This is a genomic window from Blastococcus sp. TF02-8 (assembly GCF_003319175.1).
Taxonomy (GTDB): domain Bacteria; phylum Actinomycetota; class Actinomycetes; order Mycobacteriales; family Geodermatophilaceae; genus Blastococcus.
The window spans coordinates 134,766-158,630 of record NZ_QOHK01000005.1 but is presented as its reverse complement, the minus strand read 5'-3'; the positions used below and the strand labels follow the sequence as shown (position 1 = coordinate 158,630).

Annotated in this window: 26 protein-coding genes and 1 tRNA gene; 13 read left to right on the top strand and 14 right to left on the bottom strand. The window is 73.3% G+C overall.

From position 1 onward, the window contains the following. Positions 1-26 precede the first annotated feature (26 nt). The 3 genes from DQ237_RS11915 to DQ237_RS11905 are packed head-to-tail and all read left to right on the top strand — an operon-like array spanning position 27 to position 2,490. A complete protein-coding gene (locus DQ237_RS11915) occupies positions 27-770 on the top strand; it encodes a YcnI family protein (protein ID WP_113800350.1) in 744 nt (247 codons plus the stop codon). Next, positions 767-1,441: an SCO family protein gene (locus DQ237_RS11910; protein WP_113800349.1), complete on the top strand. Its 675-nt coding sequence runs from the start codon at positions 767-769 to the stop codon at positions 1,439-1,441. The genes DQ237_RS11915 and DQ237_RS11910 overlap by 4 nt, the downstream gene beginning before the upstream one ends. Next, positions 1,438-2,490: a hypothetical protein gene (locus DQ237_RS11905; protein WP_113800348.1), complete on the top strand. Its 1,053-nt coding sequence runs from the start codon at positions 1,438-1,440 to the stop codon at positions 2,488-2,490. The genes DQ237_RS11910 and DQ237_RS11905 overlap by 4 nt, the downstream gene beginning before the upstream one ends. 63 nt (positions 2,491-2,553) lie before the next feature. Here the strand turns inward: DQ237_RS11905 and DQ237_RS11900 are convergent, their stop codons facing one another. From DQ237_RS11900 to DQ237_RS11885, 4 genes are read right to left on the bottom strand one after another with little or no spacing between them, the layout of a single operon-like run. After that, the gene (locus DQ237_RS11900; RefSeq protein ID WP_240619591.1) at positions 2,554-3,369 is read right to left on the bottom strand and encodes an NTP transferase domain-containing protein; all 816 of its coding nucleotides are present in this window, start codon (positions 3,367-3,369) and stop codon (positions 2,554-2,556) included. Further along, entirely contained in the window at positions 3,356-4,486 is a 1,131-nt protein-coding gene (locus tag DQ237_RS11895) for a CDP-glycerol glycerophosphotransferase family protein (protein ID WP_113800346.1), read from the bottom strand. Before DQ237_RS11895 ends, DQ237_RS11900 begins: the two co-directional genes overlap by 14 nt. Beyond that, positions 4,483-5,265 (bottom strand): HAD family phosphatase, encoded by a 783-nt coding sequence (locus DQ237_RS11890; protein WP_113800345.1) that lies wholly within the window; start codon positions 5,263-5,265, stop codon positions 4,483-4,485. The genes DQ237_RS11895 and DQ237_RS11890 overlap by 4 nt, the downstream gene beginning before the upstream one ends. A 44-nt stretch (positions 5,266-5,309) precedes the next feature. Then, a complete protein-coding gene (locus DQ237_RS11885) occupies positions 5,310-6,914 on the bottom strand; it encodes a mannitol dehydrogenase family protein (protein WP_113800344.1) in 1,605 nt (534 codons plus the stop codon). Between the two features lie 408 nt (positions 6,915-7,322). Here DQ237_RS11885 and DQ237_RS11880 point away from each other — a divergent pair, with 408 nt between their 5' ends. The 5 genes from DQ237_RS11880 (at position 7,323) to DQ237_RS11860 (ending at position 9,794) form a co-directional block, all read left to right on the top strand. Beyond that, on the top strand, positions 7,323-8,099 hold the full coding sequence (locus DQ237_RS11880; protein WP_113800343.1) for a M23 family metallopeptidase: 777 nt from the start codon (positions 7,323-7,325) through the stop codon (positions 8,097-8,099). A gap of 31 nt (positions 8,100-8,130) precedes the next feature. Then, positions 8,131-8,541, top strand: coding sequence for a helix-turn-helix domain-containing protein (locus DQ237_RS11875; protein WP_240619590.1), 411 nt, complete (start codon positions 8,131-8,133; stop codon positions 8,539-8,541). A 20-nt stretch (positions 8,542-8,561) separates the two neighbouring features. Further along, on the top strand, positions 8,562-8,975 hold the full coding sequence (locus DQ237_RS11870) for a VOC family protein (protein ID WP_113800342.1): 414 nt from the start codon (positions 8,562-8,564) through the stop codon (positions 8,973-8,975). 103 nt (positions 8,976-9,078) lie between these two features. Next, positions 9,079-9,151, top strand: a tRNA-Ala gene (locus DQ237_RS11865). 286 nt (positions 9,152-9,437) lie between these two features. Further along, a complete protein-coding gene (locus tag DQ237_RS11860) occupies positions 9,438-9,794 on the top strand; it encodes an STAS domain-containing protein (RefSeq protein WP_166509592.1) in 357 nt (118 codons plus the stop codon). Positions 9,795-9,883: 89 nt separating this feature from the next. Here the strand turns inward: DQ237_RS11860 and DQ237_RS11855 are convergent, their stop codons facing one another. Genes DQ237_RS11855 through DQ237_RS11845 form a run of 3 tightly spaced genes read right to left on the bottom strand, consistent with a single transcriptional unit; the run spans position 9,884 to position 11,623 of the window. Continuing rightward, the gene (locus tag DQ237_RS11855; RefSeq protein ID WP_113800340.1) at positions 9,884-10,156 is read right to left on the bottom strand and encodes a hypothetical protein; all 273 of its coding nucleotides are present in this window, start codon (positions 10,154-10,156) and stop codon (positions 9,884-9,886) included. 20 nt (positions 10,157-10,176) lie between these two features. Beyond that, positions 10,177-10,893, bottom strand: coding sequence for a Crp/Fnr family transcriptional regulator (locus DQ237_RS11850; protein ID WP_113800339.1), 717 nt, complete (start codon positions 10,891-10,893; stop codon positions 10,177-10,179). Beyond that, positions 10,835-11,623: a chemotaxis protein CheB gene (locus tag DQ237_RS11845; protein ID WP_113800338.1), complete on the bottom strand. Its 789-nt coding sequence runs from the start codon at positions 11,621-11,623 to the stop codon at positions 10,835-10,837. The genes DQ237_RS11850 and DQ237_RS11845 overlap by 59 nt, the downstream gene beginning before the upstream one ends. A gap of 131 nt (positions 11,624-11,754) precedes the next feature. On the opposite strand from DQ237_RS11845, the gene DQ237_RS11840 reads away from it, so the two are divergent. From DQ237_RS11840 to DQ237_RS11830, 3 genes are all read left to right on the top strand, one after another. Next, entirely contained in the window at positions 11,755-12,198 is a 444-nt protein-coding gene (locus tag DQ237_RS11840) for a hypothetical protein (RefSeq protein ID WP_147251792.1), read from the top strand. Between the two features lie 77 nt (positions 12,199-12,275). Continuing rightward, on the top strand, positions 12,276-13,298 hold the full coding sequence (locus DQ237_RS11835; protein WP_205730182.1) for a chemotaxis protein CheB: 1,023 nt from the start codon (positions 12,276-12,278) through the stop codon (positions 13,296-13,298). Next, entirely contained in the window at positions 13,295-15,226 is a 1,932-nt protein-coding gene (locus DQ237_RS11830) for a CheR family methyltransferase (protein ID WP_205730181.1), read from the top strand. Before DQ237_RS11835 ends, DQ237_RS11830 begins: the two co-directional genes overlap by 4 nt. 13 nt (positions 15,227-15,239) lie before the next feature. On the opposite strand, the gene DQ237_RS11825 is transcribed toward DQ237_RS11830, so the two are convergent. Beyond that, a complete protein-coding gene (locus tag DQ237_RS11825; protein WP_113800335.1) occupies positions 15,240-16,580 on the bottom strand; it encodes an ANTAR domain-containing protein in 1,341 nt (446 codons plus the stop codon). After that, positions 16,567-16,971 carry a hypothetical protein gene (locus DQ237_RS19745; protein ID WP_166509582.1) on the bottom strand — a complete coding sequence of 135 codons (405 nt, stop codon included), beginning with the start codon at positions 16,969-16,971 and terminating at the stop codon, positions 16,567-16,569. Before DQ237_RS19745 ends, DQ237_RS11825 begins: the two co-directional genes overlap by 14 nt. Before the next feature lie 254 nt (positions 16,972-17,225). On the opposite strand from DQ237_RS19745, the gene DQ237_RS11815 reads away from it, so the two are divergent. Then, the gene (locus tag DQ237_RS11815; protein ID WP_205730180.1) at positions 17,226-18,095 is read left to right on the top strand and encodes an SGNH/GDSL hydrolase family protein; all 870 of its coding nucleotides are present in this window, start codon (positions 17,226-17,228) and stop codon (positions 18,093-18,095) included. A gap of 168 nt (positions 18,096-18,263) precedes the next feature. Then, entirely contained in the window at positions 18,264-18,941 is a 678-nt protein-coding gene (locus DQ237_RS11810) for a ScbR family autoregulator-binding transcription factor (protein ID WP_166509591.1), read from the top strand. Here DQ237_RS11810 and DQ237_RS11805 read toward each other — a convergent pair. The 5 genes from DQ237_RS11805 to DQ237_RS11785 form a co-directional block, all read right to left on the bottom strand. After that, complete coding sequence (locus DQ237_RS11805; RefSeq protein ID WP_113800331.1) at positions 18,881-19,807, bottom strand: AfsA-related hotdog domain-containing protein; 927 nt, start codon at positions 19,805-19,807, stop codon at positions 18,881-18,883. The two genes, DQ237_RS11810 and DQ237_RS11805, sit on opposite strands and share 61 nt — an antisense overlap. A gap of 18 nt (positions 19,808-19,825) precedes the next feature. Next, on the bottom strand, positions 19,826-20,098 hold the full coding sequence (locus tag DQ237_RS11800) for a flagellar FlbD family protein (protein ID WP_113800330.1): 273 nt from the start codon (positions 20,096-20,098) through the stop codon (positions 19,826-19,828). A 125-nt stretch (positions 20,099-20,223) separates the two neighbouring features. Further along, positions 20,224-21,528 carry a hypothetical protein gene (locus DQ237_RS11795; protein WP_113800329.1) on the bottom strand — a complete coding sequence of 435 codons (1,305 nt, stop codon included), beginning with the start codon at positions 21,526-21,528 and terminating at the stop codon, positions 20,224-20,226. After that, positions 21,525-21,941 carry a hypothetical protein gene (locus DQ237_RS11790; protein WP_113800328.1) on the bottom strand — a complete coding sequence of 139 codons (417 nt, stop codon included), beginning with the start codon at positions 21,939-21,941 and terminating at the stop codon, positions 21,525-21,527. The genes DQ237_RS11795 and DQ237_RS11790 overlap by 4 nt, the downstream gene beginning before the upstream one ends. Then, positions 21,938-23,785 (bottom strand): hypothetical protein, encoded by a 1,848-nt coding sequence (locus DQ237_RS11785; protein ID WP_113800327.1) that lies wholly within the window; start codon positions 23,783-23,785, stop codon positions 21,938-21,940. The genes DQ237_RS11790 and DQ237_RS11785 overlap by 4 nt, the downstream gene beginning before the upstream one ends. Positions 23,786-23,865: the final 80 nt, after the last annotated feature.

Below are 23,865 nucleotides of genomic sequence, written 5' to 3'. Positions count from 1 at the left end.
CGAGCCCCCCGATGAACAGGAGTCCCGTGTCCCTGCCCCGCCCGCTCACCCGCCTCGCCGTCCTGCTGACGGCCGTCGGGAGCGCTCTCGCCGCCACCGTGGTGCTCGCCGGCACCGCCTCGGCGCACGTCACCGTCTCCTCCGCCGACGCCGCGCCCGGCGGGTACGGGAAGATGACCTTCCGGGTGCCCAACGAGAGCGACACCGCCAGCACGGTCGCTCTGCGGATCCAGATCCCCGAGGAGGCCGCGATGGGCTCGCTGCGCGCGCAGCCGGTTCCGGGCTGGACCGTCACCACGACGACCGCCGACCTCGCCGAGCCGCTGGAGGTCCACGGCCAGGAGATCAGCTCCTACGTCTCCGTGGTCGAGTTCCGGGCCGACGCCGGGGGCGGCATCGCCCCCGGGCAGTTCCAGGAGTTCTCGCTCTCCGGCGGCACCTTCCCCGATGCCGACCAGCTCGCCTTCCCGACGGTGCAGAGCTACAGCGACGGTAGCGAGTCGGCCTGGATCGAGCCGACGGTCGCCGGCCAGGAGGAGCCGGAGAAGCCCGCTCCGGTGCTGTCACTGTCCTCGGCGGAGGCCGCCCCGGCCGACGGAGCGGGCAGTGGCGCGGCGCACGACGGCGCGCACGACGACGGGGCCCACGAGGGCGGTCACACCGACGACCCGGGCGCGCTGGCGCTCTTCGTCGCCATCCTGGCGTTCCTGACCGCGCTCGCCGGTGTCGTCCTCGGCGTCCGCGCCAACCGACGTACCGTGTCGTCGTGAGCTCCGCCGTCCACCGCCGTCCCCGTCGTGCCCTGACGGCGCTGCTGCTCGCGGCGGGCCTGCTCGCGGCCGGGTGCGGCGAGTCGGCGGACGGCGGCTCGACGGACGAGGGGCACGACCACACGGGCGGCGCGCCGGCCGCGGTCGAGGCGCCGGAGGACACCTTCGCGGGGATCGACCTGAAGGAGCCCTACCGCCGTCCGTCGTTCACGCTCACCGACACGACGGGTGCGCCGTACGACTTCGCCCAGACGACGGGCGGCCGGCCGACCCTGCTGTTCTTCGGCTACACCGAGTGCCCCGACGTCTGCCCGACGACGATGGCCGACGTTGCCGTGGCGCTGCGCGGCGTGGACCGCGCGCTGGCCGAGCAGGTCCAGGTCGTGTTCGTGACGACGGACCCTGCGACCGACACCCCCGCCGTCCTGGGCGAGTACCTCGGCCGGTTCGATGCCGACCTGCCGACCCCGTTCGTCGGGCTCACCGGCGACCAGGCGGCGATCGACCGGGCCCAGCTGGCGGCCGGGGTGCCGCAGGCCGAGGACGGCGGCCGGATGCACTCGACGTTGCTGCTCCTCTACGGCCAGGACGACGAGGCGCGGGTGGCCTTCGACGCGGAGAACACCGCCCGGGACATCGCCGACGACCTCCGGCAGGTGGCGGGGGCGTGAGCCGGGGGCCGGCTCGGCTGCTGGTCGTCCTGGCCGGTGTGCTGGCGCTGATGGCTGTGGCCGGGCCGGCGTCGGCGCACGTGGGCGGAGGGGCGGCCGGCAGCGACTTCGACGGCCGGGTCGTCTCGGTCACCCCCGAGCTCCCGGGCGTGAGCGTGCGGGTCCTGCAGTTCGGCGACGAGCTGGAGCTGGTGAACGACTCGGCCACCGAGGTTCTGGTGCCCGGCTACTCCGACGAGCCGTACCTGCGCATCGGCCCGGAGGGGGTCTGGCGCAACGCCCGCAGCCCCGCGACCTACATCAACCTCGACCGCTTCGGGCGGACGCCGGTCCCCGAGAGCGCGGACCCCGGCGCGGAGCCGGAGTGGCAGCAGGTCTCCACCCGGGCCGAGTACGTCTGGCACGACCACCGCACGCACTGGATGAGCGAGGGGGTGCTGCCACCGCGGGTCGCCGAGGACCCGACCCGCGGGCACGTGGTGTCGGAGTGGGTCGTCCCGCTGCGCCAGGGGAGCACCGAGGCCGAGGTCGCCGGCCGGCTCACCTGGGCCCCGCCGCCGTCGCCGTGGCTCGTCTGGCCGGTGGTCGCGGTGCTGCTGCTGGGCGCCGTCGCCGCCGGCGCGTGGGCCGGCACCCCACGGGCGCTCGGGCTGCTCCTCGCCCTGGGCGCCGCCGCCGCGCTCTGGCACGCGCTGGCCACGCCGGAGCCCCCGGTGACCGCGGGGTCGCATCTGGGCGCCGTGGTCTCCGCGCTGATGCCGGCGGCGGCCGCCCTGCTGTGCGCCGTCCTGGGCGTGCGGGCGTCGATGCGCGGCCGCGGTGTGATGACCGGGCTGCTCGCCGTCGTCGCCGGCTGGCTGATGCTGGTGCAGGGGCTGCCCGACGTCGACGTGCTCTGGTCGGCGCACGTCGCCTCGTCGGGACCGCAGCTCCTCGCCCGTGCCGCGGTCACCCTGCTGGTGACCCTGGGGGTGGGTCTGGTCGTCGGCGGCGTCGTCGCCGCCCGCCGGTTCCGCGAGGCCGGCGAGCCCGCGCTGCTGCACTCCTGACCGGGAACGCACGAGGCGCGCGCCCCCGGGTGGGGACGCGCGCCTCGACGGACGTGCCGGAGGTCAGGCGAGCTCGGCCACGATGTTCGGGCCGTCGCTGCCGAACAGGGAGTTGGCCCGCTCCAGGTCGCCGTCGAAGTCGACCTCGACCGCCGCGTACTGGGAGATGTCGACCGGGAGCACCCGCAGCCCGCGCTCGGCGATCGCCGTCTCGATCCCGCGCTCGAAGTAGTCCTCGTGCGAGCACTCGTCGAGGTGCTCGATGAGGACCGCCTTGTCCGCCGACGAGATGTAGTTGATGCCGACGGCCTCACCGAGGCCGCCGCGGACGATCTTGGAGAGCTCGCGGATGTACCCGTCGCCGTCGAGGGTGTACTTGACCTCCTCCTCGGCGACGGTGCTGGTGTCGACGCAGACGAAGCTCTGGTCGGCGGCGATGTAGGGCTGGGCGACCTCGAGCACCGCGGGGTCGAACACCACGTCGCCGTTGAGCCAGAGCACGCCGCCCTCGCGGGTGGTACGCAGCCCGCGCAGCAGGCTCTTCGACGTGTTGGTGACGGCGAAGTCCGGGTTGTACGTGAAGAGCAGCTCGGGGGCGGCCTTCATGATCCGCTTGCTGCGGTAGCCCACGACGGCGGTCACGGAGACCTCCGCGCCCAGGACGGAGCGCAGCCCGTCCAGCTGCCGCTGCAGGATGCTGCGGCCGTCGTTGAGCGGGGTCAGGGGCTTGGGGTCCTTGCGTCCCAGCCGGGTGCCCATGCCGGCGGCCAGGATGACGACCTGCGGGGACGCCGTCTGCGATCGCCGGCTCGCCGTGCGGGCCGACGTGGGGTAGCCACCCCGACGAATGGGGTTGAGGACGTGGTCACCGGTCCGCACGGACATCATCTCCCTCGGAAATGCTGGTGGACTGCCCGGACGCGGCTGCGCGCGGGAGGATCAGGTCGAGGACGCGCTCGGTGGCCGAGCCGTCCTCGAGGTGGCAGAACATCTCCTGGAAGCGGGCGTAGCGCTCCGCGTACTCCTTCGCGACCTTCTCGACGTCGGCGATCGCGCCGACCAGCTCGTCGCTGGTGCGCACCAGCGGGCCGGGGGCGACGTCCTCCAGGTCGAAGTAGAAGCCGCGCTGCTCGTCGCGGTAGCTGTCCAGGTCGTACGTGTAGAAGAGCAGCGGCCGGCCGGTGATCGCGAAGTCGAACATCGTCGAGGAGTAGTCGGTGACCATGAGGTCGGCTGCGAGGTACAGGTCGGCGATGTCGGGGTGGCCACAGACGTCGCGCACCGCGGAGCCGTCGGCGATCTCGAGCCGGTCCATGACCATGTTGTGCAGTCGCAGCAGCAGCACGTGGTCGTTCCCGAGCCGGGCGGAGAAGTCCTCGAGGTCGATGGCGAACTCGAAGTCCTGGGAGTCGCCCTTCTCGAAGACCAGCTTGTCGCGCCAGGTCGGCGTGTAGAGCACCGCGGTCTGGCCGGGCTCGATCCCGAGGTCGGCCCGCACCTGCGCGCGCACCTCGTCCCGCCGGGGGCTGCTCAGCAGGTCGTTGCGGGGGAGGCCGGTCTCGTGGATCGGACCGGTGAACCCGAAGGACTTGCGCAGCCGCTCGGTGGTGACCGCGTTGGGCGAGAGCAGCAGGTCCCAGCGCGCGATGTCCTGGTCGAGGTAGGCCAGCCGGCCCTCGGGCGCCCACAGGACGTCGTTGTGGATGCGCTTGAGCATCGTGCCGTGCCAGGTCTGCAGGTAGGTCGCGCCGGGCTTCTTCTCCCAGTCCAGCGGGATGTGGTCGTTGGAGACGACCAGGTCCGCGGCCTCGAGCGCGGCGATGCACTCGGGGGAGCCGAAGGGGACGGTGTCGACGTCGGCGGGGAAGGTGGCCTGCGTGTGGGGAGCGGCCAGCCACGTGTGACCGGCGTCGGTGCCGCGGTCGAGGAGGGCCTCGTACAGCGCGCGCGGGCTGTCGGAGAAGTGGCCGCGGAAGGCCACCCAGACGATGTTCACCGGGCCGCCCCGCTCAGCGCCTCGCCGGCGGCGGGGCGACCGGCGAGCACCGGCAGCACGAGGTCGGCCAGCTCCTGCCACGACTCGACGACGGTGAGCGCGCCCGCGGCCAGCAGTGCCTCGCGCCGTGCGGCGCGCTCCTCGGGCAGGACGAACAGCAGGTTGCCGACGACCGGGCAGCCGGCCCCGACGGCGGAGCGCACACCGGCGACGGCGTCCTCGACGGCCAGGCCCTGCTCCGGGGCGATGCCCAGGTCGGCGCAGGCGTGCCGGTAGACCGCCGGGTCGGGCTTGCTGGTGGGCGTGGGCAGGGAGTCCTCCGCGCTGTACCGCCGGGCCGGCGGGAGCAGCTCGTCCAGGCCGGTCGCGGTGAAGCAGGCGGCCAGCCGGGACAGCGCGCTGGAGCTGACGACGGCCAGCTCGAGGCGGGCGGCGAGTGCGGTGAGCGCCGCGCGGGTCGGCTCGTGCGGCCGCAGCGTGGCTCCGAGGTGGGCGGTCACGGCGCGGCGTTCCTCGGCGACCCAGGGCTCGATGTCGACGTCGGTGACGCCGGCCTCGGCGGCCAGGGTGAGCGCCGTCGTCCGGAAGTTCATGCCGGTCGCGGCGGCGCGCAGCTCGTCCGCGGTGTACCGGCGGTCGATGCCGACGGAGGCGAGGAAGGAGTTGGTGACCTCGGCGGAGGCCTCGAACGCCGGCTCCTCGGAGGGGAAGAGGTTGCCGTCGGCGTCGCAGAGCAGGTACTGGACCCGCTCGAGGAGCGTCGGCGGAACGGTCGGCACCGGGTGGTCTCCCTTGGGTCGGGGGCGGGCTGGTGGAGTGGCGTTCACCGGGGGAGGGCTGTCGGCAGGAGGGAGCGGGCGGCGACCGTGGCACGGCTGCCGTCGCGGTCGAGGGCGACGAGGGCCTCCTCGAGTTCCTCGGAGAAGCCCGGGACGCTGCCCAGGTCGCCGAAGACGCAGGTCTCGGCGAGCAGCGGCCGGGGGTCGCTGCCGCCCTCCCGGGCCAGCGCCCGCAGCCGGTCGCCGAGCGCGTCCTCCAGCGGGAGCGGACGGCCGGAGTCGTCGGTGCCCCGCAGGTACCGCAGCCAGCCGGCGAGGGCGAGCGTGAGGAGCGCGTGCGGCCGGTCCTCCCGCAGCGCCTGGCGCAGCGAGGGGAGGAGGTGGTGCGGCATCTTGGTCGACCCGCGCCGGCACAACCGCGGCAGGCCGTCGGCGATGGCCGGGTTGGCGAACCGCTGGAGCAGCGACCGCTTGTAGTCGGCGAGGTCGATGCCCTCCGGCGGGGGCAGCAACGGCGTCACCTCGACGTCCATCAGCCGCGTGACGTAGGCGGCGAAGACGGGGTCCTCCATGACCTGGTCCAGGGAGGCGTGCCCGGCCAGCGAGCCCAGGTAGCCCAGGGCGCAGTGGCTGGCGTTGAGCAGCCGGGTCTTCATGAGCTCGTAGCGGCCGACATCGGGCACGAACCGGACGCCGACCTCGTCCAGCGGGGGGCGCCCGTCGGAGAACTCGTCCTCGATGACCCACTGGGAGAACGGCTCGGTGATGACCGGCCAGCGGTCGTCGACGCCGTAGCGCCGCGCGACCACTTCCCGCTCCTCGGGGGTGGTGTGCGGCGTGATGCGGTCGACCATGCTGCTGGGGAAGGCGACGCGGTCGGCGATCCAGCGCGCGAGCACCTCGTCCCGGAGGCGGGCGAAGCCGACGACGGCGGCGCGGGCCGCGTCACCGTTGCGGTGCATGTTGTCGCAGCTGACGACGGAGAACGGCGGGAGGCCGCTGCGCCGGCGCCGGTCCAGTGCCTCGACGATGAACCCGAACACCGTGCGCGGGACGGTCGGGTGGGCGACGTCCCAGCGGATGTCGGGGTCGTCGGGATCGAACAGCCCGGTGTGCGGGTCCAGCCGGTAGCCGCTGTCGGTGATGGTCAACGAGACCATGCGGGTGCGCCGGTCGGCGAGGAGGTCGAGGACCGCCGTCGGGTTCTCCGGAGCGAAGTGGTAGCCGACCATGACGCCGACGACGCGCGCGCGCTCGCCGTCGGGGCTGCGCTCGACGACGGTGTACAGGTGGTCCTGCGGGGCCAGGGCGTCCTTCATGGTGCGGCTGCGCAGGCCGACTCCGACGACGCCCCAGTCGGTGCTGATCCGGCGCTCGGCGAGCTCGTCGAAGTAGAGGAGCTGGTGGGCGCGGTGGAAGCCGCCGACGCTGAAGTGGACGACCGCCGGGGTGAGGGCCGAACGGTCGTACGTCGGGACCTCGAGCTGCGCTTGGTGATGGCCGAGCGTCGCGTCGGTCAGCGGCAGGATCTCTGCCGCGGCGACGACGTTCGGTGCCGCGCCGGTCGCGGGGGGGATCGGACCGGACGGAAGAACGGGTGCGGCCGTACCGCGAGGAGCCGGGAGGGGCAGGATCTCGGCCTGGGTCATCGCATCCCTCCTTCTCTGTCCTGGGCACGACTGATCCGGGCCGTTCCCGTTCCGGGTACGGGCTGACCAGAAGTACACGGGTGTGCTGGGCGCCGCGCAACAAGGTTCGGCGCCGCGTTACCGAGACGTGAGGCGCCGGGGCGGCGCGGGATGTTTCACGCCGGAGGACCGGAGTGCCCGAGCCGCGCCGACGGCAAACCAGTGGCGCCGTGTTCATGATCATAAAGCCCCGCGACGGTGGTCCCGACCCGCTCGGGCAACCGGACGGTGTGATGCGTGGGACCTGTGGTGCGGCTCACAACGGCGTGTCGTGAGCGACGCGCCGTACAGGTGGTCACGAACGGGTCACGGAATGTTTCGATGTGCGCGGTCCGACGGGGGCCGCGGAACACGCGAGACGGATGGTGCATGGACGCGAAGCTCGGCACGCAGGCCCGGTCCGCAGCCCGCAAGGAGCTGCTCGAGGCCGTCGCTCCCCGCTCCGCACGGCACGGGCGCCGCGCCGCCGCACCGCACACCCGGCGCCGTCCGGGGCTCCTCCTCGGTGCGCTGCTCGCCGGCGGTGTCGCCGCCTCCGTGCTCGGCCTGCAGGGCGCGCCCGTCGCCGCGGCCGATGCCTCGTCCGTCGCGGACGCGCAGGACGCGCTGCTGGCCGCCGACGAGGACGTCGAGATGCTGCCGCAGGCGTCCATCACCGTCGCCGAGGCGCAGGCCCGGCTGGAGGAGGTCGCGGCCTCGCGGGCGGCTCGCGAGGAGCGGGAGGCCGCGGCGGCGGAGGCCGCACGGCCGAAGGCGGTGCTCCCGGTCGCCGGGGCGCGGTTCACCAGCGGGTTCGGCGGCCGGTGGGGCACCTTCCACTACGGGATCGACCTGGCCGCGCCGATGCGGACGCCGGAGTACGCCGCGGTCGACGGCGTGGTGCTGCGGGCCGGCGCTGCCAGTGGCTTCGGCCTGGCGGTCTACATCCTCCACGACAACGGCGACGTGACCGTCTACGGCCACATGGACAAGATCCTGGTGGAGCCGGGGCAGTACGTGAGGGCCGGCGAGACCATCGCGCTGCTGGGCCAGCGGGGCCAGTCGACCGGGCCGCACCTGCACTTCGAGGTGCACCAGGGCGGGCTGAACGGCAAGAAGATCGACCCGGTCCCGTGGCTGGCCGCCCGGGGTGTGAAGGTCGGCTGACCCGACCGTCCCGGCGTGATCTGATCTGCGCGTGCGGGCGGTCGAGGACTCCAACCGGCGGATGCTGCGGGCCCGCGACGCGATGGACAGCAGGTATGCCGAGCCCCTCGACGTCGCCGCCCTCGCCCGGATCGCGCACGTCTCGCAGGCGCACTTCATCCGCACCTTCCGGGCCACGTTCGGCGAGACGCCGCACCGCTACCTCCAGCGGCGCCGCGTCGAGCGGGCGATGTTCCTGCTGCGGTCCAGCGACCGCAGCGTCACCGACATCTGCATGGACGTCGGCTTCTCCAGCCTGGGCACCTTCAGCCGGGTGTTCCGGGACGTCGTCGGCGAGCCGCCCTCGCAGTACCGCCGACGGGGGCCGCTGCCGGCAGTGCCGACCTGCTTCGCGATGGCCTGGGCGCGGCCGAGCAGTTTCGGAGAAGCACCCGAGGGCTGAGGTTCCCTAGCGTCGCCGCCATGCTCACCGCGATCACCATCACCCAGATCTACGTCCCCGACCAGGACGCCGCGCTCGACTTCTACGTCGGCAAGCTCGGCTTCGAGGTCCAGTCCGACATGAACTTCGGCCCCATGCGCTGGCTCACCGTGCACCTGCCTGGGCAGCCGGACCGCGCCGTCCTCCTCGAGAAGCCCGGACCGCCGTCGATGAGCGAGGAGACCGCGGCCCAGGTGCGCGAGGCGATCAGCAAGGGCGTCGCCGGCGGTCACCTGTTCTTCGCCTGCGACGACGCCTACCGGACGCACGCCGAGCTCAAGGCCAAGGGCGTGGAGATCACCGAGGAACCGGTCGACCAGCCCTACGGCATCGACTTCGGCCTCCGCGACCCCTTCGGCAACCACATCCGGATCGCGCAGATGAAGCAGCCCTGAGCGACGACGCCACGACCGGAGCCGATGACCACCCCTGCGCGGGGGTGGTCATCGGCTCCTGTACAGTCGTTCCCGGCTCGGACACACCAGACCGGGTCGGTTCGGGGCTGTGGCGCAGCTGGTAGCGCACCACACTGGCAGTGTGGGGGTCAGGGGTTCGAGTCCCCTCAGCTCCACCCCGATGACCAGGCCGTTCCTCTTCCGGGGAGCGGCCTGAGTCGTCTCTGGTGGCAGTTGTGGTTGCAGTCTGCCCACCCTTCGCCGGTCAGCAGCAGGGTGCCCATCCGGTCGGCAGGTCGTGCACCGCGCCTGGACCTCCGGTTCCGTGGCGGTGATGTCGACATGGTCTCGCGTCCTGCCGAGCCAGCGGGTACCGTCGACTCGGGTCGAAGATCCGGCCTGACGCGTACGTCCGTGGGACGCCGTCAGCCCGTCGGCCTGGTGTCCCGTAGGGGTAACGCCATGACGATCCTCAGCTCTTCGACGCCGATGGCGGCCTTCTGCGAGCCGCTGCAGCTGTCGACCGACCTCCTGACCGGGCGGGTCTCCCTGGCCGGGGAGCTCGACCGGACGGTCGCCCACCGGGTGCTCGAAGCGTGTGCGGCGCTGACGGCATCCGGGGCGCAGGTGTGGACCGTCGACGTCGCCGGGCTCACCTTCTGCGACGTCGAAGGCCAGCGGGCACTGATCCGAGCGGCACGCCTGGCCGAGCGCAGCGGACGGGAGCTCCACCTGCTGCACCCGCGGCCGGTGCTCGTCCGCATGCTGACCCTGGTCGGGATGGGCCGGCTCGTCGGCTCGCCGGTCCCGGTGCCCTGAGGGACCCGGCCGCGCTCGACCGGTGCCTCCGCGGCTCGGTCTCGGGCACGTCGCGGCCGAGATCGCGCTGGCACGCGGAGGGGACGCCGTCAACCCACGTCGTCGACACCCTCCGCGGTGAGCCGCGCCCGCACGCCCGCCGCGCGGGCGCGCGCGAGACCGGCGAGGTGGCGCTCGGCCGCGGCCCGCTCCCTGAGACCCTCGGCGTCGGTCGCGTCGATCGCCGCCAGCGATTCCTCGTCGAGCCGGTCGGCCGTCGCGTCGTGCAGCGCGGCGGCCCGCTCGTGCAGCGTGATGGCGTCGCGCTCCCTCCGAACGGCGCGCTCGAAGGCCTGCTCGCCTCGCGCACTGCGATCGGTCACGGCGTCAGTGTGCCCGGGGCTCATGCCTCCGGTGCGGCCGCGAGCCGCCGGTACTCGGCCTGGACGATGTCGTAGCACTCGCAGGCCGCCTCGTGCAGCGCGTCGGCGTCCACGACGGTGATGCGCCCGCGCGTGTAGCGGATCATCCCCGCCTGCTGCAGCACGCCGGCGGTCAGGGACACCGTGCCGCGGCGCACGCCGAGCATCTGGGCCAGGAACTCCTGGGTGAGGGTGAACTCGTCGGCGCCCACGCGGTCGCGCGTCTGCAGCAGCCAGCGGGCGCAGCGCTCCTCGGTGGTGTGCAGGCGGTTGCAGGCCACGTTCTGCGCCAGCTGCACCATCGTCGCCTGCGTGTAGCGGTGCAGCAGGTCGTGCAGCGCGCCGTCGGAGGCGAGGAACCGGCGCAGGTCTCCGGTCGCGAGGCGTACCGCGCTCCCGGCGACCTGGCAGTAGCAGTCGTGCGGGCTCTCGGCCGTGCCCAGGAATGCCGGCAGGCCCGCCATCCCCTCGAACCCGACGGTGGCGACCTCGACCGCCGCCTCGCCCTCGATGGTGGCGAGCACCGACAGCACGGCGTCGACCGGGAACCACACGTGCTCGAACGCCTTGCCCGCTTCGTGCAGCCCTTCGCGCACGTCCAGCGGGACGACCTCGAGGGCCGGCTCCAGCCGGCGGAACTCATCCTCGGGCAGCAGTCCGAGGAGGACGTTGCGCCGGGGGTCGGGGGAGAGGCTCATCGTCGGCTCGGCGCCCCTTGCGGTCGGACGGGATCCCGTCGTCTCCGGGAACGGTCAGGCTACTCGGGACGCCGGTGGTCGGGTCGGTACGGAACGGGGGGCCCAACCGGGCCCACGGCGGCAGGGGGACGGCGAGCAGGTCGGCGCCGCCCGGCGCCATCGTGTAGGCCACGAGTGCCGGGGCGACCAGAGCCAGGGGGAGGGCGTGCTCCACGCATCCCGTGGCGAGGGCCGCGCTGGGCATGCCGGGCGCCTCGGCGTCGTCCGGGTGCTGGACGATCACCCGGCCACCGACCCTCCGGACCGCGCGCACCCCCTCGGCGCCGTCGGCGAGCCGACCGGTCAGGACGACGGCCAGCACGCCCGCGCCGAAGGCTCCGGCGGCGCTGGAGAAGAGGTGATCGGCCCCGCCGAGCGTCGGGGCGGGCCGGAGCACGAGACCGCCGTCCCGGTCGAGATCCGCGGTCGTCCGGGCCGGGAGGACGGTCACGCCGGCCTGCAGCGGTCCGGTCGCGGCCGTGCGCACCGGGAGCCGGCCGCGGGCGCGGAGGATGTCGGTGAGCATGTCCGGCGTGCCGGGACTGCGGTGCTGCAGCACCACCACCGGCACCGGGAAGTCGGCGGGCAGGCCGCCCGCCACCGCTCCCAGCGCCCGCACCCCACCGCTGCTGGCGGCCAGCGCCGCCACGCGGAAGCCCCCGCGGGGCGCGGAGGAAGGGGGCGCCACCACGTCGGCGAGGCTACTCTTGTGTCAGCCACCTGACACAGAGTCGCGCGGTTCGGGCAGCCACCCGCAGCGGCTGCGCGTCGCCTGTGCGAGTCCAGCTACCGGCCGGGGTCCCGACCGGGGAGAGCGCCGCCGTGGAACCTGACGAACTCGCGTTGGCCTGTCGGCTGACCGGCCTGACCACCGGCGACCTGTGGCTCCGCTATGTCGAACTGGGTGGCAGCCGGTCGAGGCCGGAACTGGAATCCCGTCTCGGTGGCGTCGGCTGGCCGGAGCGGGACGACCTCTACCTGTCCGTCGTCGCCAACGAGGCCCTGGGCGAGCGAGGTCTGCCGCGCCTCGCCCCGCTCGCCACCGCTTTCGTGCCGCTCCCGGATGCGCTCGAGGTCGACGACCACGCCGCTGCGCTGCGGCAGACCGCGGCTGTCGTGCTCGAGACGCGGGCCTCCGGCAGCCGGCTCACGGCGCTGTTCGAGCAGTGCGTCCGCGCCCGGGCGGACGCCCGCAGACTGCGGGAGCGCGCCCAGGCGTTCCGGCGGGCCCGCGACGCCACGATGCAGCCTGCGCGCGACCACTGACGGGCCGGGGCACCTGCCCAGCACTACGGTGAGCGGGAATGCTCGGGTGGTGGCACACGGGAGAAGGGAGAGCGGTCGTGGGTCGACGTGACCTGGTCGTGGTCGGCGCCTCCGCGGGCGGCGTCGAGGCGCTGCGCGTTCTCCTGGGCGGTCTGCCGCCGGACTTCCCGGCGGCTCTGCTCGTGGTCATGCACGTACCGGCTACCGGCCGCAGCGCCCTGCCCGAGATCCTGGACCGGGTCTGCCCGCTACCGGTGCGGCGAGCCGAGAGCGGCGCCTCCCTCCAGCCGGGCACGGTGACGGTCGCCGTCCCCGACCACCACCTTCTCGTGGTGGGCGACCGCCTGATGCTCTCCCGCGGTCCCCGCGAGAACGGGCACCGCCCGGCCGTCGACGTCCTCTTCCGCACCGCTGCCCGGTCGGCCGGGCCGCGCGTCGTGTCCGTCGTCCTCTCCGGGGCGCTCGACGACGGGACCGCGGGCATGATCGCCGTCCGCCAGCGTGGCGGCGTGGGCGTGGCCCAGGAGCCGGACGACGCCCTGTACGCGAGCATGCCCACGCACGCCATCGAGGTGGCCTCGGCCGACCACGTCGTCCCGGTGGCGAAGATGGGCGCGCTGCTGGCCGACCTCGTGAGCGAGGAGATCCCGGACGACGCTCCGGCGACCAGTGACCTGATGGACATGGAGGCGGCCGTGGCAGAGTTCGACGCCGCCGCGATGAACGACGACGACCGACCCGGCACCCCCTCGGGTTTCGGATGCCCCTCCTGCCACGGATCCCTCTTCACGATCTCCGAGGGCGGGATGGAGCGCTACCGCTGCCGGGTGGGCCATGCCTGGTCCCCGGAGGCGCTGGCTGCCGAGCAGTCCGAGGCGCTCGAGGGCGCGCTGTGGATGGCGCTGCGGGGCCTGGAGGAGCAGGCCGCGCTCAGCCTGCGGATGGGGGAGCGGGCGCAGCAGCGAGGCCACACGCACACCGCGGAGACCTTCCGCGAGCGCCACGAGGAAGCCCAGAACGCGGCCCTGCTGATCCGCCGGCTGCTGCAGCACGAGGACCTGGACGGCGACGCTCTGCCCGACGCAGTGGGTGAGCCGTGACGGAGGAGCGAACCCGACCGATCGACGGTGACGACGAGGACCTGACACCGGAGGAGACCGGTCTGCCGGACGACGGCGCGCCCGGAGGCACGCCGGAGCCCGATCCCGACTTCGAAGCGCTGCTCGTGTACCTGCGGGAGAAGCGCGGCTTCGACTTCACCGGGTACAAGCGGCCGAGCCTGGTGCGCCGGGTGCGTCGTCGGATGGCCGAGGTCGGCATCGCCTCGGTGCCGGAGTACCAGGACCACCTCGAGGTGCACCCCGACGAGTTCACGCCGCTGTTCAACACGGTGCTGATCAACGTGACCAGTTTCTTCCGTGACCGGAGGTCGTGGGACCACCTCCGCGACGAGCTGCTCCCCGAGGTGCTGGCGGCCGCCGGACCGACCATCCGGGTGTGGAGCGCCGGCTGCGCGTCCGGGCAGGAGGCCTACAGCCTGGCCATCCTGCTCGCCGACGCCCTGGGCGCCGAGCAGTTCCGGCAGCGGGTGAAGATCTACGCCACCGACGTCGACGAGGAGGCGCTCACCCAGGCGCGGCAGGCCGCGTACACCGAGCGGGAGCTCGCCGGCCTCACGCCCGAGCAGATCGAGGAGTACTTCTCGCCCGAAGGCGCCCGGTACGTCTTCCGCAAGGACCTGCGCCGGTCGGTGATCTTCGGCCGCAACGACCTGGTGCAGGACGCACCGATCTCGCATGTCGACCTGCTGCTGTGCCGCAACACGCTGATGTACTTCACCGCCGAGACGCAGAGCCGGATCCTCGGCCGGCTGCACTTCGCGCTGAACCCTTCGGGCGTGCTGTTCCTGGGCAAGGCCGAGATGCTGCTGTCGCACAGCCAGCTGTTCGCCCCGGTCGACCTGACCCGCCGCTTCTTCCGCAAGCGCGGCGGGCGGCCCGCGGCCGATCGCCCGGTCCCGGTCGCGCCGCTGCTCGAACCGCCGCCGTTCAGCGAGCTGGAGCTGTCCCGGCTGCGGCGGGAGGCGATGTTGTCCGCGCCCGCCGCCCAGCTCGCCGTCGACGCCGACGGCCGGGTGGCGATGGTCAACCGGCAGGCGGAGCAGCTGCTCGGGGTGGACGAGCGAGACGTGGGCCGCCCCTTCCAGGACCTGGAGATCTCCTACCGGCCGGTCGAGCTGCGCGGCGCCATCGCCGAGGCGGCGGCCGAGCGCCGGCCGGTCTGGCTGCGCGGTGTCGAGCGCCGCCGTCCCGGCCAGGAGCCCACCGTGTTCGACGTCCAGGTGCGACCGCTCTACCGCGAGGACAGCACCCTGCTCGGCACCACCATCGTCTTCGACGACGTCACCCAGTACCGGCGCCTGCAGACCGAGCTCGAGTACGCCAACCGGCAGCTGGAGACCGCCTACGAGGAGCTGCAGTCGACCAACGAGGAACTGGAGACCACCAACGAGGAGCTCCAGTCCACGGTCGAGGAGCTGGAGACCACCAACGAGGAACTCCAGTCGACCAACGAGGAGCTCGAGACGATGAACGAGGAGCTCCAGTCGATGAACGACGAGCTCCACTCCACGAACGAGGAGCTGCGCCGCAGCACCGACGAGGTCGGAGCCCTCAACCGCTTCATGACCGGTGTGCTCGGCAGCTTCAGGGCAGGGGTGGCCGTGGTCGACCCCGACCTGCGGGTGCTCGTGTGGAACGCCGCCGCAGAGGACCTGTGGGGCATCCGGCACGACGAGGTCTCCGGCCAGCACCTGCTCAACCTCGACATCGGGCTGCCGCTGTCGGACCTGCACCCGCTGCTGCGCCGGCAGATCGCCGGCGACGGCCCCTCCCACGAGACCGTGGATCTGGCCGCGGTCAACCGGCGGGGACGGCCGGTGCAGGTGCGGGTGACCGTCAGCTCCTTCGCCCACGGCCCCGACCAGCGCGGCGGTGCGGTGATCCTGATGGACCCGACGGAGGCCTGACCGCCGGGCCCGGTCAGTCGCCGGCGGCGATGACCAGGTCCGTGCCGCCCTCGACGACCAGCCGTGCCAGGTCGCGCACCTTGACGTTGAGCCGCGAGCTGAGCGTCACCAGGCGCGCGAAGGCCTCGTCGGCGTCCACGCCCAGCCGGGCCATGAGCATGCCCTTGGCCTGGTCGATGACGGCCCGCGAGGTGAGCGCCAGCTCCAGGTTGCTCGCCAGCGACGCGAGCGCCTCGCGCTCCGCGACGTTCTGCAGGACGCCGGCGACCGCGGCGGCGGCGAGCTCGCCGATCCGCCGGTTGCCCGTCTCGAAGGCGCCCGGACGGGCGGAGTAGACGTTGATGACGCCGGTGCTCTCGCCGTCCTCCCGCACGGGAACGGCGAGGACGGCGGTCACCGCGCCATCCTGGGCGGCGGTCCGGAGGCCGGGCCAGCGGTCGTCGGTCCGCACGTCCGGCGAGGTGACCGCCCGGCCGGTGCGGTAGGCGTCCCAGCACGGCCCTTCCTGGACGCGGAGCTGGCGGCCGTCGAAGTCCTGGGCCTGCGGGGAGTCGCTGCCCAGCCGCTGCGGCTCGAGCGGGGAGCCCAGGGTGATGCTCACCCAATCGGCGCCCGGGACGGCGCTGCGCACGAGCGTGGCCATCCGGCCGAGCATCCGCTGCCGGTCGGGCTCCTCGACCGGCAGCGCCGAGAGCTGGGCGAACGCCGCCGCCAGCCCCAGGATGTCGGACCCCTCCGCGATGTCGGACCCCTCCGCGGTGTCGGACCCCTCCGCGGTGTCGGACCGGCCTGGCGCGGGGTGGACCCGTGCGACGGGCTGCTGATCCGCCGCGCCGTCGTCGCGCGGTGCCAGCACCCACTGAACCCGGGCCCGGGACGTCGGCGGACCGGCGGTCTCGGTGAAGCCGAACAGCTCCACCCGCCGTGCCGGCCCGCTCCGGGGCCGCAGGCCCACCTCCAGACGGCGCTCGCCGCCGTCGGTCCCGGACAGGGAGCGCAGGGCGTCCCGGAACGCCGGGACGCCCTCGGGGGAGAAGAAGACCGACAGCGGTTTGCCGGGCAACCGGGCGGGACCCACCCCCACCGTGGTGGCCAGCGCAGGGTTGGCCTCGATCACCTTGCCGTTGCCATCGGTGAGTGCCAGGCCGAGCGGCACCACGGCGGCGAGCTGGCTGCGCCACCGGACCTCTGCCTCGTGCCGGCTGAGCAGAGCCGTGACCTGCTCCTGCTGGACGCGGAGCTCCTCGGACACGACCTGCAGCTCCTCCTGGCGGACGTCGAGGGCCGCCAGCTGGGCCATGACCTCGTCCACGGACAGCGGGCCGCCGGGGAGCCTGCCCTCATCCACGCTCATCCGGGAGTCCTTCCCGTCGGTCTGCGACGGCGGTGCGCTCGTCGTCGGCGACAGCCTTCCGCTCGTCCTCCACGGCAGCGTCCCGGTGCTCGACCGCGTGCCTGCGGTGCGCCTCGACGTCGCCGACACCCGCACGAGCCGCGGTCTCGTGCAGCTCGGCGCTGCGCTCGTGGGCCAGGGCTGCCCGCCGGTGACCCTCGCGAGCCCGCTCCATCGACTCGCGGGCCTGCTCGGCCGCCGTCTCCGCCTGGGCGCGCGCCTCGCGAACGCTCTCGTCGTCGGATGCCTGTCGCGTCGCCAGCTGGGCGAGCCGGTCGGACAGCTCCCGGGTGCGGCGGCCCGCCGAGACCGCGCGCTCCGCAGCCCGCCGTCCCGCGTCCTCGGAGTCCATCCCGGCCCCTCTCCGTGGCGATCGTCGACGCCGCCCATCCTTCCGTCCGGCGCCTTCCTTGTCGCGCCCGAGTTGCATGGTCGAGCCGCCCCGCATGCGCAGGTCGGCGCTCGTGGGCGCCCTCGGGTCCACTCGAGCGAGCCGGCTGCCTCCTCCGCAGGGCATTTCCTCAGCGGGTAGGTGTGACGCGCGTAACCATCAACCGGCTCGGCCGTTGTTCCGCGCACAGTGCCCCCCAGTCGACTGGAGGAGACGTGCGCCGTCTCGCCGTTTGCTTCCTCGCCGTCGCCGCCGTGCTGCTCGGCCTGTTCGTCGCCCCGGCGGCCCAGGCCAAGCCGAAGGCGCCGGCCGCACCTCTGCAGTACGTCGCCCTCGGCGACTCCTACAGCGCCGCCTCCGGCGTCCTCCCACCCGACCCCACGGCGCCACCGCAGTGCCTGCGCTCGCTGCGCAACTACCCGCACGTGCTGGCCGCTCAGCTCGGCGCCCAGCTGACCGACGTCACCTGCGGCGGCGCCGACACCGGTGACTACCGCGGGTCCCAGCACCCCGGCGTCGCCCCACAGCTCGATGCGCTCGACCGGTCGACGCAGCTGGTCACCATGACCATCGGCGGCAACGACAGCAACGTGTTCATCAGCTCGATCCTCGCCTGCGGAGTGGCCGGTGCGTCGACGCTGGGGCAGGGGAGCCCCTGCAAGGACCGGTACGGCGACTCGTTCGAGAACACCGTGCGCACCACGACCTACCCGGCGCTGGTCCAGGCACTGCGCGACGTGGAGAAGCGGGCGCCCAAGGCGCAGGTGGTCATCCTGGGCTACCCCTGGATCCTCCCGGCGACGACGGGCTGCTTCGACAAGATGCCCGTGGCCCAGGGAGACATCCCGTACCTGCGCGACCTGCAGGCCACGCTGAACGACGCGGTGCAGCGGGCCGCGCAGGAGACCGGCGCCACCTACGTCGACCTCTCGGCGGCCTCGGAGGGCCACGACGCCTGTCAGGCGATCGGCACCCGGTGGATCGAGCCCGTCCTCCAGGGCACCAACCCGGTGATCGTGCACCCGAACGCCCTCGGCGAGTCGGAGATGGCGGCGCGGACCTTGGCGGCGCTCGGACGGCGCTGACACCTCTCCCGTCCTCCGTCCGGCCCTCGTCCCACCGCGCAGTGGGACGGGGGCCGGACGTACGTCTCACCCGGCGAGATGAGAGGACGCCGCGAATCACAGCTCCTACCGCTACGCTCGCCCATCGCGAGCATGCCGGAACGATGGAGGAACGTGGTGGTGGAGCCGGTGGACACGGCGCAGCCCGGCGCTGCTTCCGACCGGCGTCGACCCCGTGGACGGGCCAGTGACAGTGCCGCGACGCGCCGGCTCATCGTCGACGCCGCGGCCGCGCTCTTCAGCGAGCGCGGTTACGCGAGCGCATCGCTCACCGACATCGTCGCGGGCACCGGGATGACCAAGGGTGCGGTCTACTGGCACTTCCCCTCCAAGGAGGAGATCGCCCTCGAGATCGTGCGACAGATGTACGCCAGCTGGCCGCCGATGCTCGGTGCGGTCATCGCGGCGCACGACGACGCCCTCGACGCGCTGGTCGCGGTCACCTACAAGGCCGCGGACCAGTTCAGCAACGACCTCACCACGCAGGCGGCGAAGCGGCTGCTGGCCGAGCTCCCGGCCGAGGCCCTGGCCAAGCTCCCGCAGCCCTACGTCGGGTGGCAGGGTGCGCTCTGCTCGCTGATCACCGAAGGGCAGCGCTGCGGCCAGATCAACGACGCGGTGGAACCGGAGGGCACGGCCCAGGCCATCGTGGCGAGCTTCTTCGGCATGCAGCAGGTCTCCTGGGAGCTCACCAACCGGCGGGACCTGGTCGCTCGGCTCGAGAACTTCTGGAAGCTGGTCCTGCCTCAGCTGCGACCGGCGGGGAGCGGACCCGCTGACCGCGACTCGGCCGGGACGGTCGCGTAGCCGCTCACCTGTCCGAGTGCGACGACGCCGGCCGGCTGGCTCACCACCACCTCCACGCCGGAACCGGCGGGCCGGGTCGTGATCGAGGTCGGCGCCCCCAGCTCGGCGAACCGCTCGAACCGCAGGTCGAAGTCCCACGGTTCCCCGCCGTCGCGGACCGCCCGCCGCCCGGCCCGCAGCGCGGCGTCGATCAGGAGCATGCCCGGCAGGTGATCGGCCGGGTGGTCGAAGAACGTGGGATGCCGGAGGTCGACGGCGAGCGCCGTCGTGGTCTCCTCCGCCGCACGGGGTCGCGGGATCGCGGCGGGCACGGCGTCCCGAGCGCCGAGGGACCGCAGCCGTGCGTAGACGTGCGGCGGCAGGCAGCGGTAGGACGCCCGGGCCACGGCGAAGCGCTCCGAGCCCGACCACGCCTCGATCCGCAGGTCCGCTCCCGCCACGTGACCGTCCCGGAGGCGTGGCGACACCCCGACACCGAGCAGGACGACGGAGTCCCGGTCCAGGCGAGGCCGCGGTCCGGGGCGCAGGTACCGCGCGGCGATGGACTCGAAGACGAAGTGGTGGCCCAGCGGCACCCCGAGCAGCTCGTGGGTGAGCAGGATGCCGGCCTGGCGGAGCGTCTCCACGAACAGCACGGGGTCCGGGTCCTCGTCGAGCGTGGGCTGGAAGACCGGGTGCACGCGGGGCCACTGCGCGGCCACGGCGACGACGTCGTCGGAGAGGGACCGCAGGTCGGTGACGAGCACCTCGGTCAGCGCCGACTTGTGCACCAGCCGGCGATCGACCGTGCGCCAGGTGCTCAGCGAGCTCGCCAGGACGACGGCTTCTTCAGCGGTCAGCAGCTCACCGGAGGGAACGTTCGGCATGGGGTCCTCCGGGGGAGGTCAGTCGGCGGTGGCGGTGACGATGCCATGCCGACGGGCCAACCGGGTGGCGGTCGGGGTCGCGGCGAACCCGTTGAGCAGACGCGCGCGGGCGGCGAGGGCGCCGGCGCGGTGCACGCTGATCGACCGGATGACGTCGTCGAACGCCGTCTCGGTCACGAAGTGGGTGCCGTCGACGAGGACCACCAGCGTGTCGCCGTGGTGCTCGATGCGCTCGATGTGGTCCGGGTCGACGGAGAAGTGCTCGCCGTTGCGGCAGGTGAGTGCGATCACCGGTCAGCTCCTTCTGCGTCGGACCGGTGAGGTGCCGGTCGTGCACCCGTCCCATCGACCGTCCGTCAGGTGGGCTGGAGTGCCGCGCCGCCGGTTGCCCCGAAGGGGTGAGGTGGTCGACGCGGTCAGAAGCCGAACAGCAGCCCCAGGCCGCCCACGGTGAAGAGCACCATCACCACCACGAGCGGCAGCTGGTCCGACGCTCGGGCGTGACGCTCGGAGAGCAGCGCCCGCTCGTGCGCCAGGGTCACCCCGGCCACGTGCCCGGTGATGACACCGCCGACCTGGACGTAGGCGATCGTGTCGGGGCTGACCGCGGTGAGGTCCACGACGTTGCCGTAGGTGCCGAAGAGGTCCAGCCCCGGTGTGCCGAACGGGTTGCTGGCGAGGATCCACGTCGTCTGGCCGTCGAGGAACAGCAGGCTGAAGTAGTGCGCGACGGTGTAGCCCAGCGCGATCGGGATGACCGTCGCCGCGTAGCGCCGCGGCTGGATCCCGGTGGGCTGCTCGGCCAGCCGACCGGAGAGGCGGGTGCCGAGCAGGTAGAGACCGGCCACCAGCGCGATGCTGCTCGCCAGCCCGAGCGTGCCCGAGAGCGAGTCGTTCGCCGACCCGGGGCCGGTCTGCCACCAGACCGTGCGGGACAGGCCATCGAAGGCGGTCGACCCGAGCAGGACGACGACGACGGCGGCCAGCCCGGGCGTCTCGGGGGTCGCGGTGGCGTTGGTCAGGGGGTTGCGCAGCACCAGCCGCCCGTCGGGACGCCGGCCCCAGGGGGAGAGCCGGGCGATGACCGAGGAGTACACCTCGAAGCCGTCGCCGGCGGCGAACCAGCCCTCGCCGAACCAGAGGGCGAGCCCGGTGTGCACCACGACGTAGGCGAGGAGGAAGACGGCCACGGTGCCCGGGTCCGAGCGGGCGGGGTAGACCAGCTCGAGCCACAGGAAGGCGACGAGGGAGATCGTCGCCGGCCAGAGCCCGAGCGCGGGGAGCCGGCCGGCGCCGGGGGCGGACCGCACCAGGCCGCCCAGCAGGCGGTGGACCAGGCGCAGCGGGTTGACCACCCGCCACACGGGTCCGAGCAGCAGGCTGGCCGGCACCAGCCCCACCCAGAAGGTCACGTAGAGCACCCACGGGGCGAGGTTGCGGGACGTGTCCTCCGGTCCGGCGAGGGCCACGGCCAGCACGAGCGCGAGCAGGGCGAGCGTGATCGCCTGCAGGGTCCGGCGGACGCCGGCGCTGTCGGCGAACCGCTGGACGGCGCTCGGCAGCGCCCGGCCCGACTCGGGTCCGCCGAGCCGCGGCGACCGCCAGAAGAGCAGCAGCGCGGCGAAGCTGATCAGGATCGCCGCGCCCGCGCCGTACAGGGCCAGCCCGAGCGGGATGGGGAGGTCGGTGCGCGACCCGACCCCGTGGGCGAGCAGGGTCATCCGACCTGCAGCGTCAGCAGCACCGTTCCGGACTCGTGCAGCTCGAGCTCGAACACACCCGGGATGGTCGCGTCGACGTTCAGCTGCGCGGGGGTGCCGGGGCTCAGCGCGGTCTCGACGTCGTACCCGTGCAGGTGCGCCTCGTCGGCGGTGTCGCTGGTGATGGAGATCGTGACCCGGTCACCGAGGGCGACCGGCACCCGGCCGGTGTCCCCGGTGACCTGGCCGCCCGCGACCTCCACCGCCAGCGACGTGCGTGCGTCGTCGGCCGGCGCCGAGGACGACGCGCTGCTCTCGGCGGCGCCGGACGTCGTCGCGGTGGGTTCGGAGGCGTCCGGCGCCTCCGTGCCGGCGCAGCCGGCGACGACCAGGCAGAGGGGCAGCAGGGCGGTGGCGAGGATCCGCCGGCTCACCGGCGCACCGTCCCCGGGCCCGTGGCGGTGGCGCCCTCCGCGGGGCTGTCCGCCGGCGCGTCCACGAAGGGCTCGCGCAGGCTGGCCCGGCGGGAGTAGCGGCCGACGCCCCAGGACATACCGGCGATCAGCGCGAGGGTGCAGGCCAGCACGACCAGGTTGGCCACCAGCCAGAGGCCGCCCCCGGACTCCTTGAGCTCGCGCTGGAGGATGTCGATCTCCGGGATGGCGTCGCGGGTCACGCCGTCGTCCGCGCGGATCTCGTCGGCGGGGATGGCCGGGTCCTCGGGCAGGTAGATCGGGAAGGCGGTCAGCACCCGGCCGTCGTGGACGCGCAGCAGCGTCTTCCAGTCGTCGTGCAGCGGCACCGGCTCGGTGGTGCGGTACTCGCCCTCGCCGACCTTCTCCAGCGGGGTCACCACGAGGCCCTGGCCCTGCCATGCCGTGATCTGCACCCACGACGGGTCGTCGACGAAGTCGGCCGGGTCCAGCTGGACGGCGATGTTCGCGGTGCGCGGTGAGTCGGTGACGTCGTCGATCGTGAAGGTGGCCTCGACGTCGTCGGGAACCGTCGCGATCAAGCCGTTGGTGACGCACGCGGCCAGCACGGCGAGCGAGGCGAGCAGCACGGTCCGGGCGAGGGCCGGGCGCGGCAGCCGCCGTCGTAGACCGGCGGCGAGCAGGCCGCCGAGCAGCCCGCCGGCGACCCCACCCGCGATGGCCATCAGCGTGCCCTCGACGAGGATGTCGCTGCCCCAGGAGAGCGTCTGGGTGAAGTGGGTCCACACGGCCTCGGTGGCGTGGCCGACCGTGCCGATCAGCACACCGCCCACCGCGCCGAAGACGAGCGGCTTGCGGGTGAGCGCGACCGAGAGCGCGAGCAGCTCGATCACGATCGCCGAGCCGAGGTAGAGCGGGAAGCTCGGCACGATCTCGCCGAAGCCCGGCCCGACGATCAGCGCGATCGCGCCGCGGATGACGAGGAAGAACGCGGTGGCGGCGAGCGCGCCACCACGGCCGATGAACAGCCGGGCCGCGACCAGCGCCATGCCCGCGGCCCCGGCGATCATGAACGGCTCGAGCACCAGCCGGAACTGCGGCACGTCGAAGTCGTACTCGCCCTGGAAGACCGACAGGCCCAGCAGCAGGCCGCCCATCGCCGCGGCCTGGCGGAGGAAGCGCGGGAGCTGCCCGACCTTGCGGTCGCCGTCGTCGGTGGAGAGACCGCCGTGGCCCTCCTGCTCGAGGATCAGCAGGCCGATGATGGAGAGCCCCGCGCCGCCGATGAGCATCAGGTGCGTCGGGCCCCAGAGGGTGACGTCCTGACCGAAGAGCCGGTGCCACACGTCGTCGAGGGGGAAGCCGAGGAGGGCGTAGAAGCCCGCAGCGGTGAGCAGCACGCCCCCGACGGGCACGTCCCAGCCGCGGACGAAGTGGATGGCCGCGGGGCCCGGCTTCTCGTCCAGGGGCATCGCGCAGGCGAAGACACCGCCGGCGAAGACGCCGAAGAGCCCGAAGAGGATCAGGTAGTGCGCCGGGTTGGCCAGCGGCCCCTCGTCGCGGCCGACGCCGATGTGCAGCGAGATGTCCCACAGCATCCCGAGCAGGGCGACCAGCAGCGAGACCGTCGTCAGGATCGTCGGCAGGGCCACCCAGGCCGGGACGCCGGTGGCGGCTCCGAGCCGGTCCCCGATCCGGGTCAGCACGGCCGAGCGCCGGGTCCGGTGCAGCCAGACCAGGGCGAGCAGGACGACGGTGAGACCGAGCCCGATGCCGGTCGCGAGGAAGACCTCGCCCAGCGCGGCACCGCCGGCGGGACGGGACTCGGCAGCAGCCAGGGGCATGACTTCTCCTCGAAGCATGGGGCTATGGAACACCCATCACGGTGACATCGACAACTGATACATAGAACGAGCGGCTTACC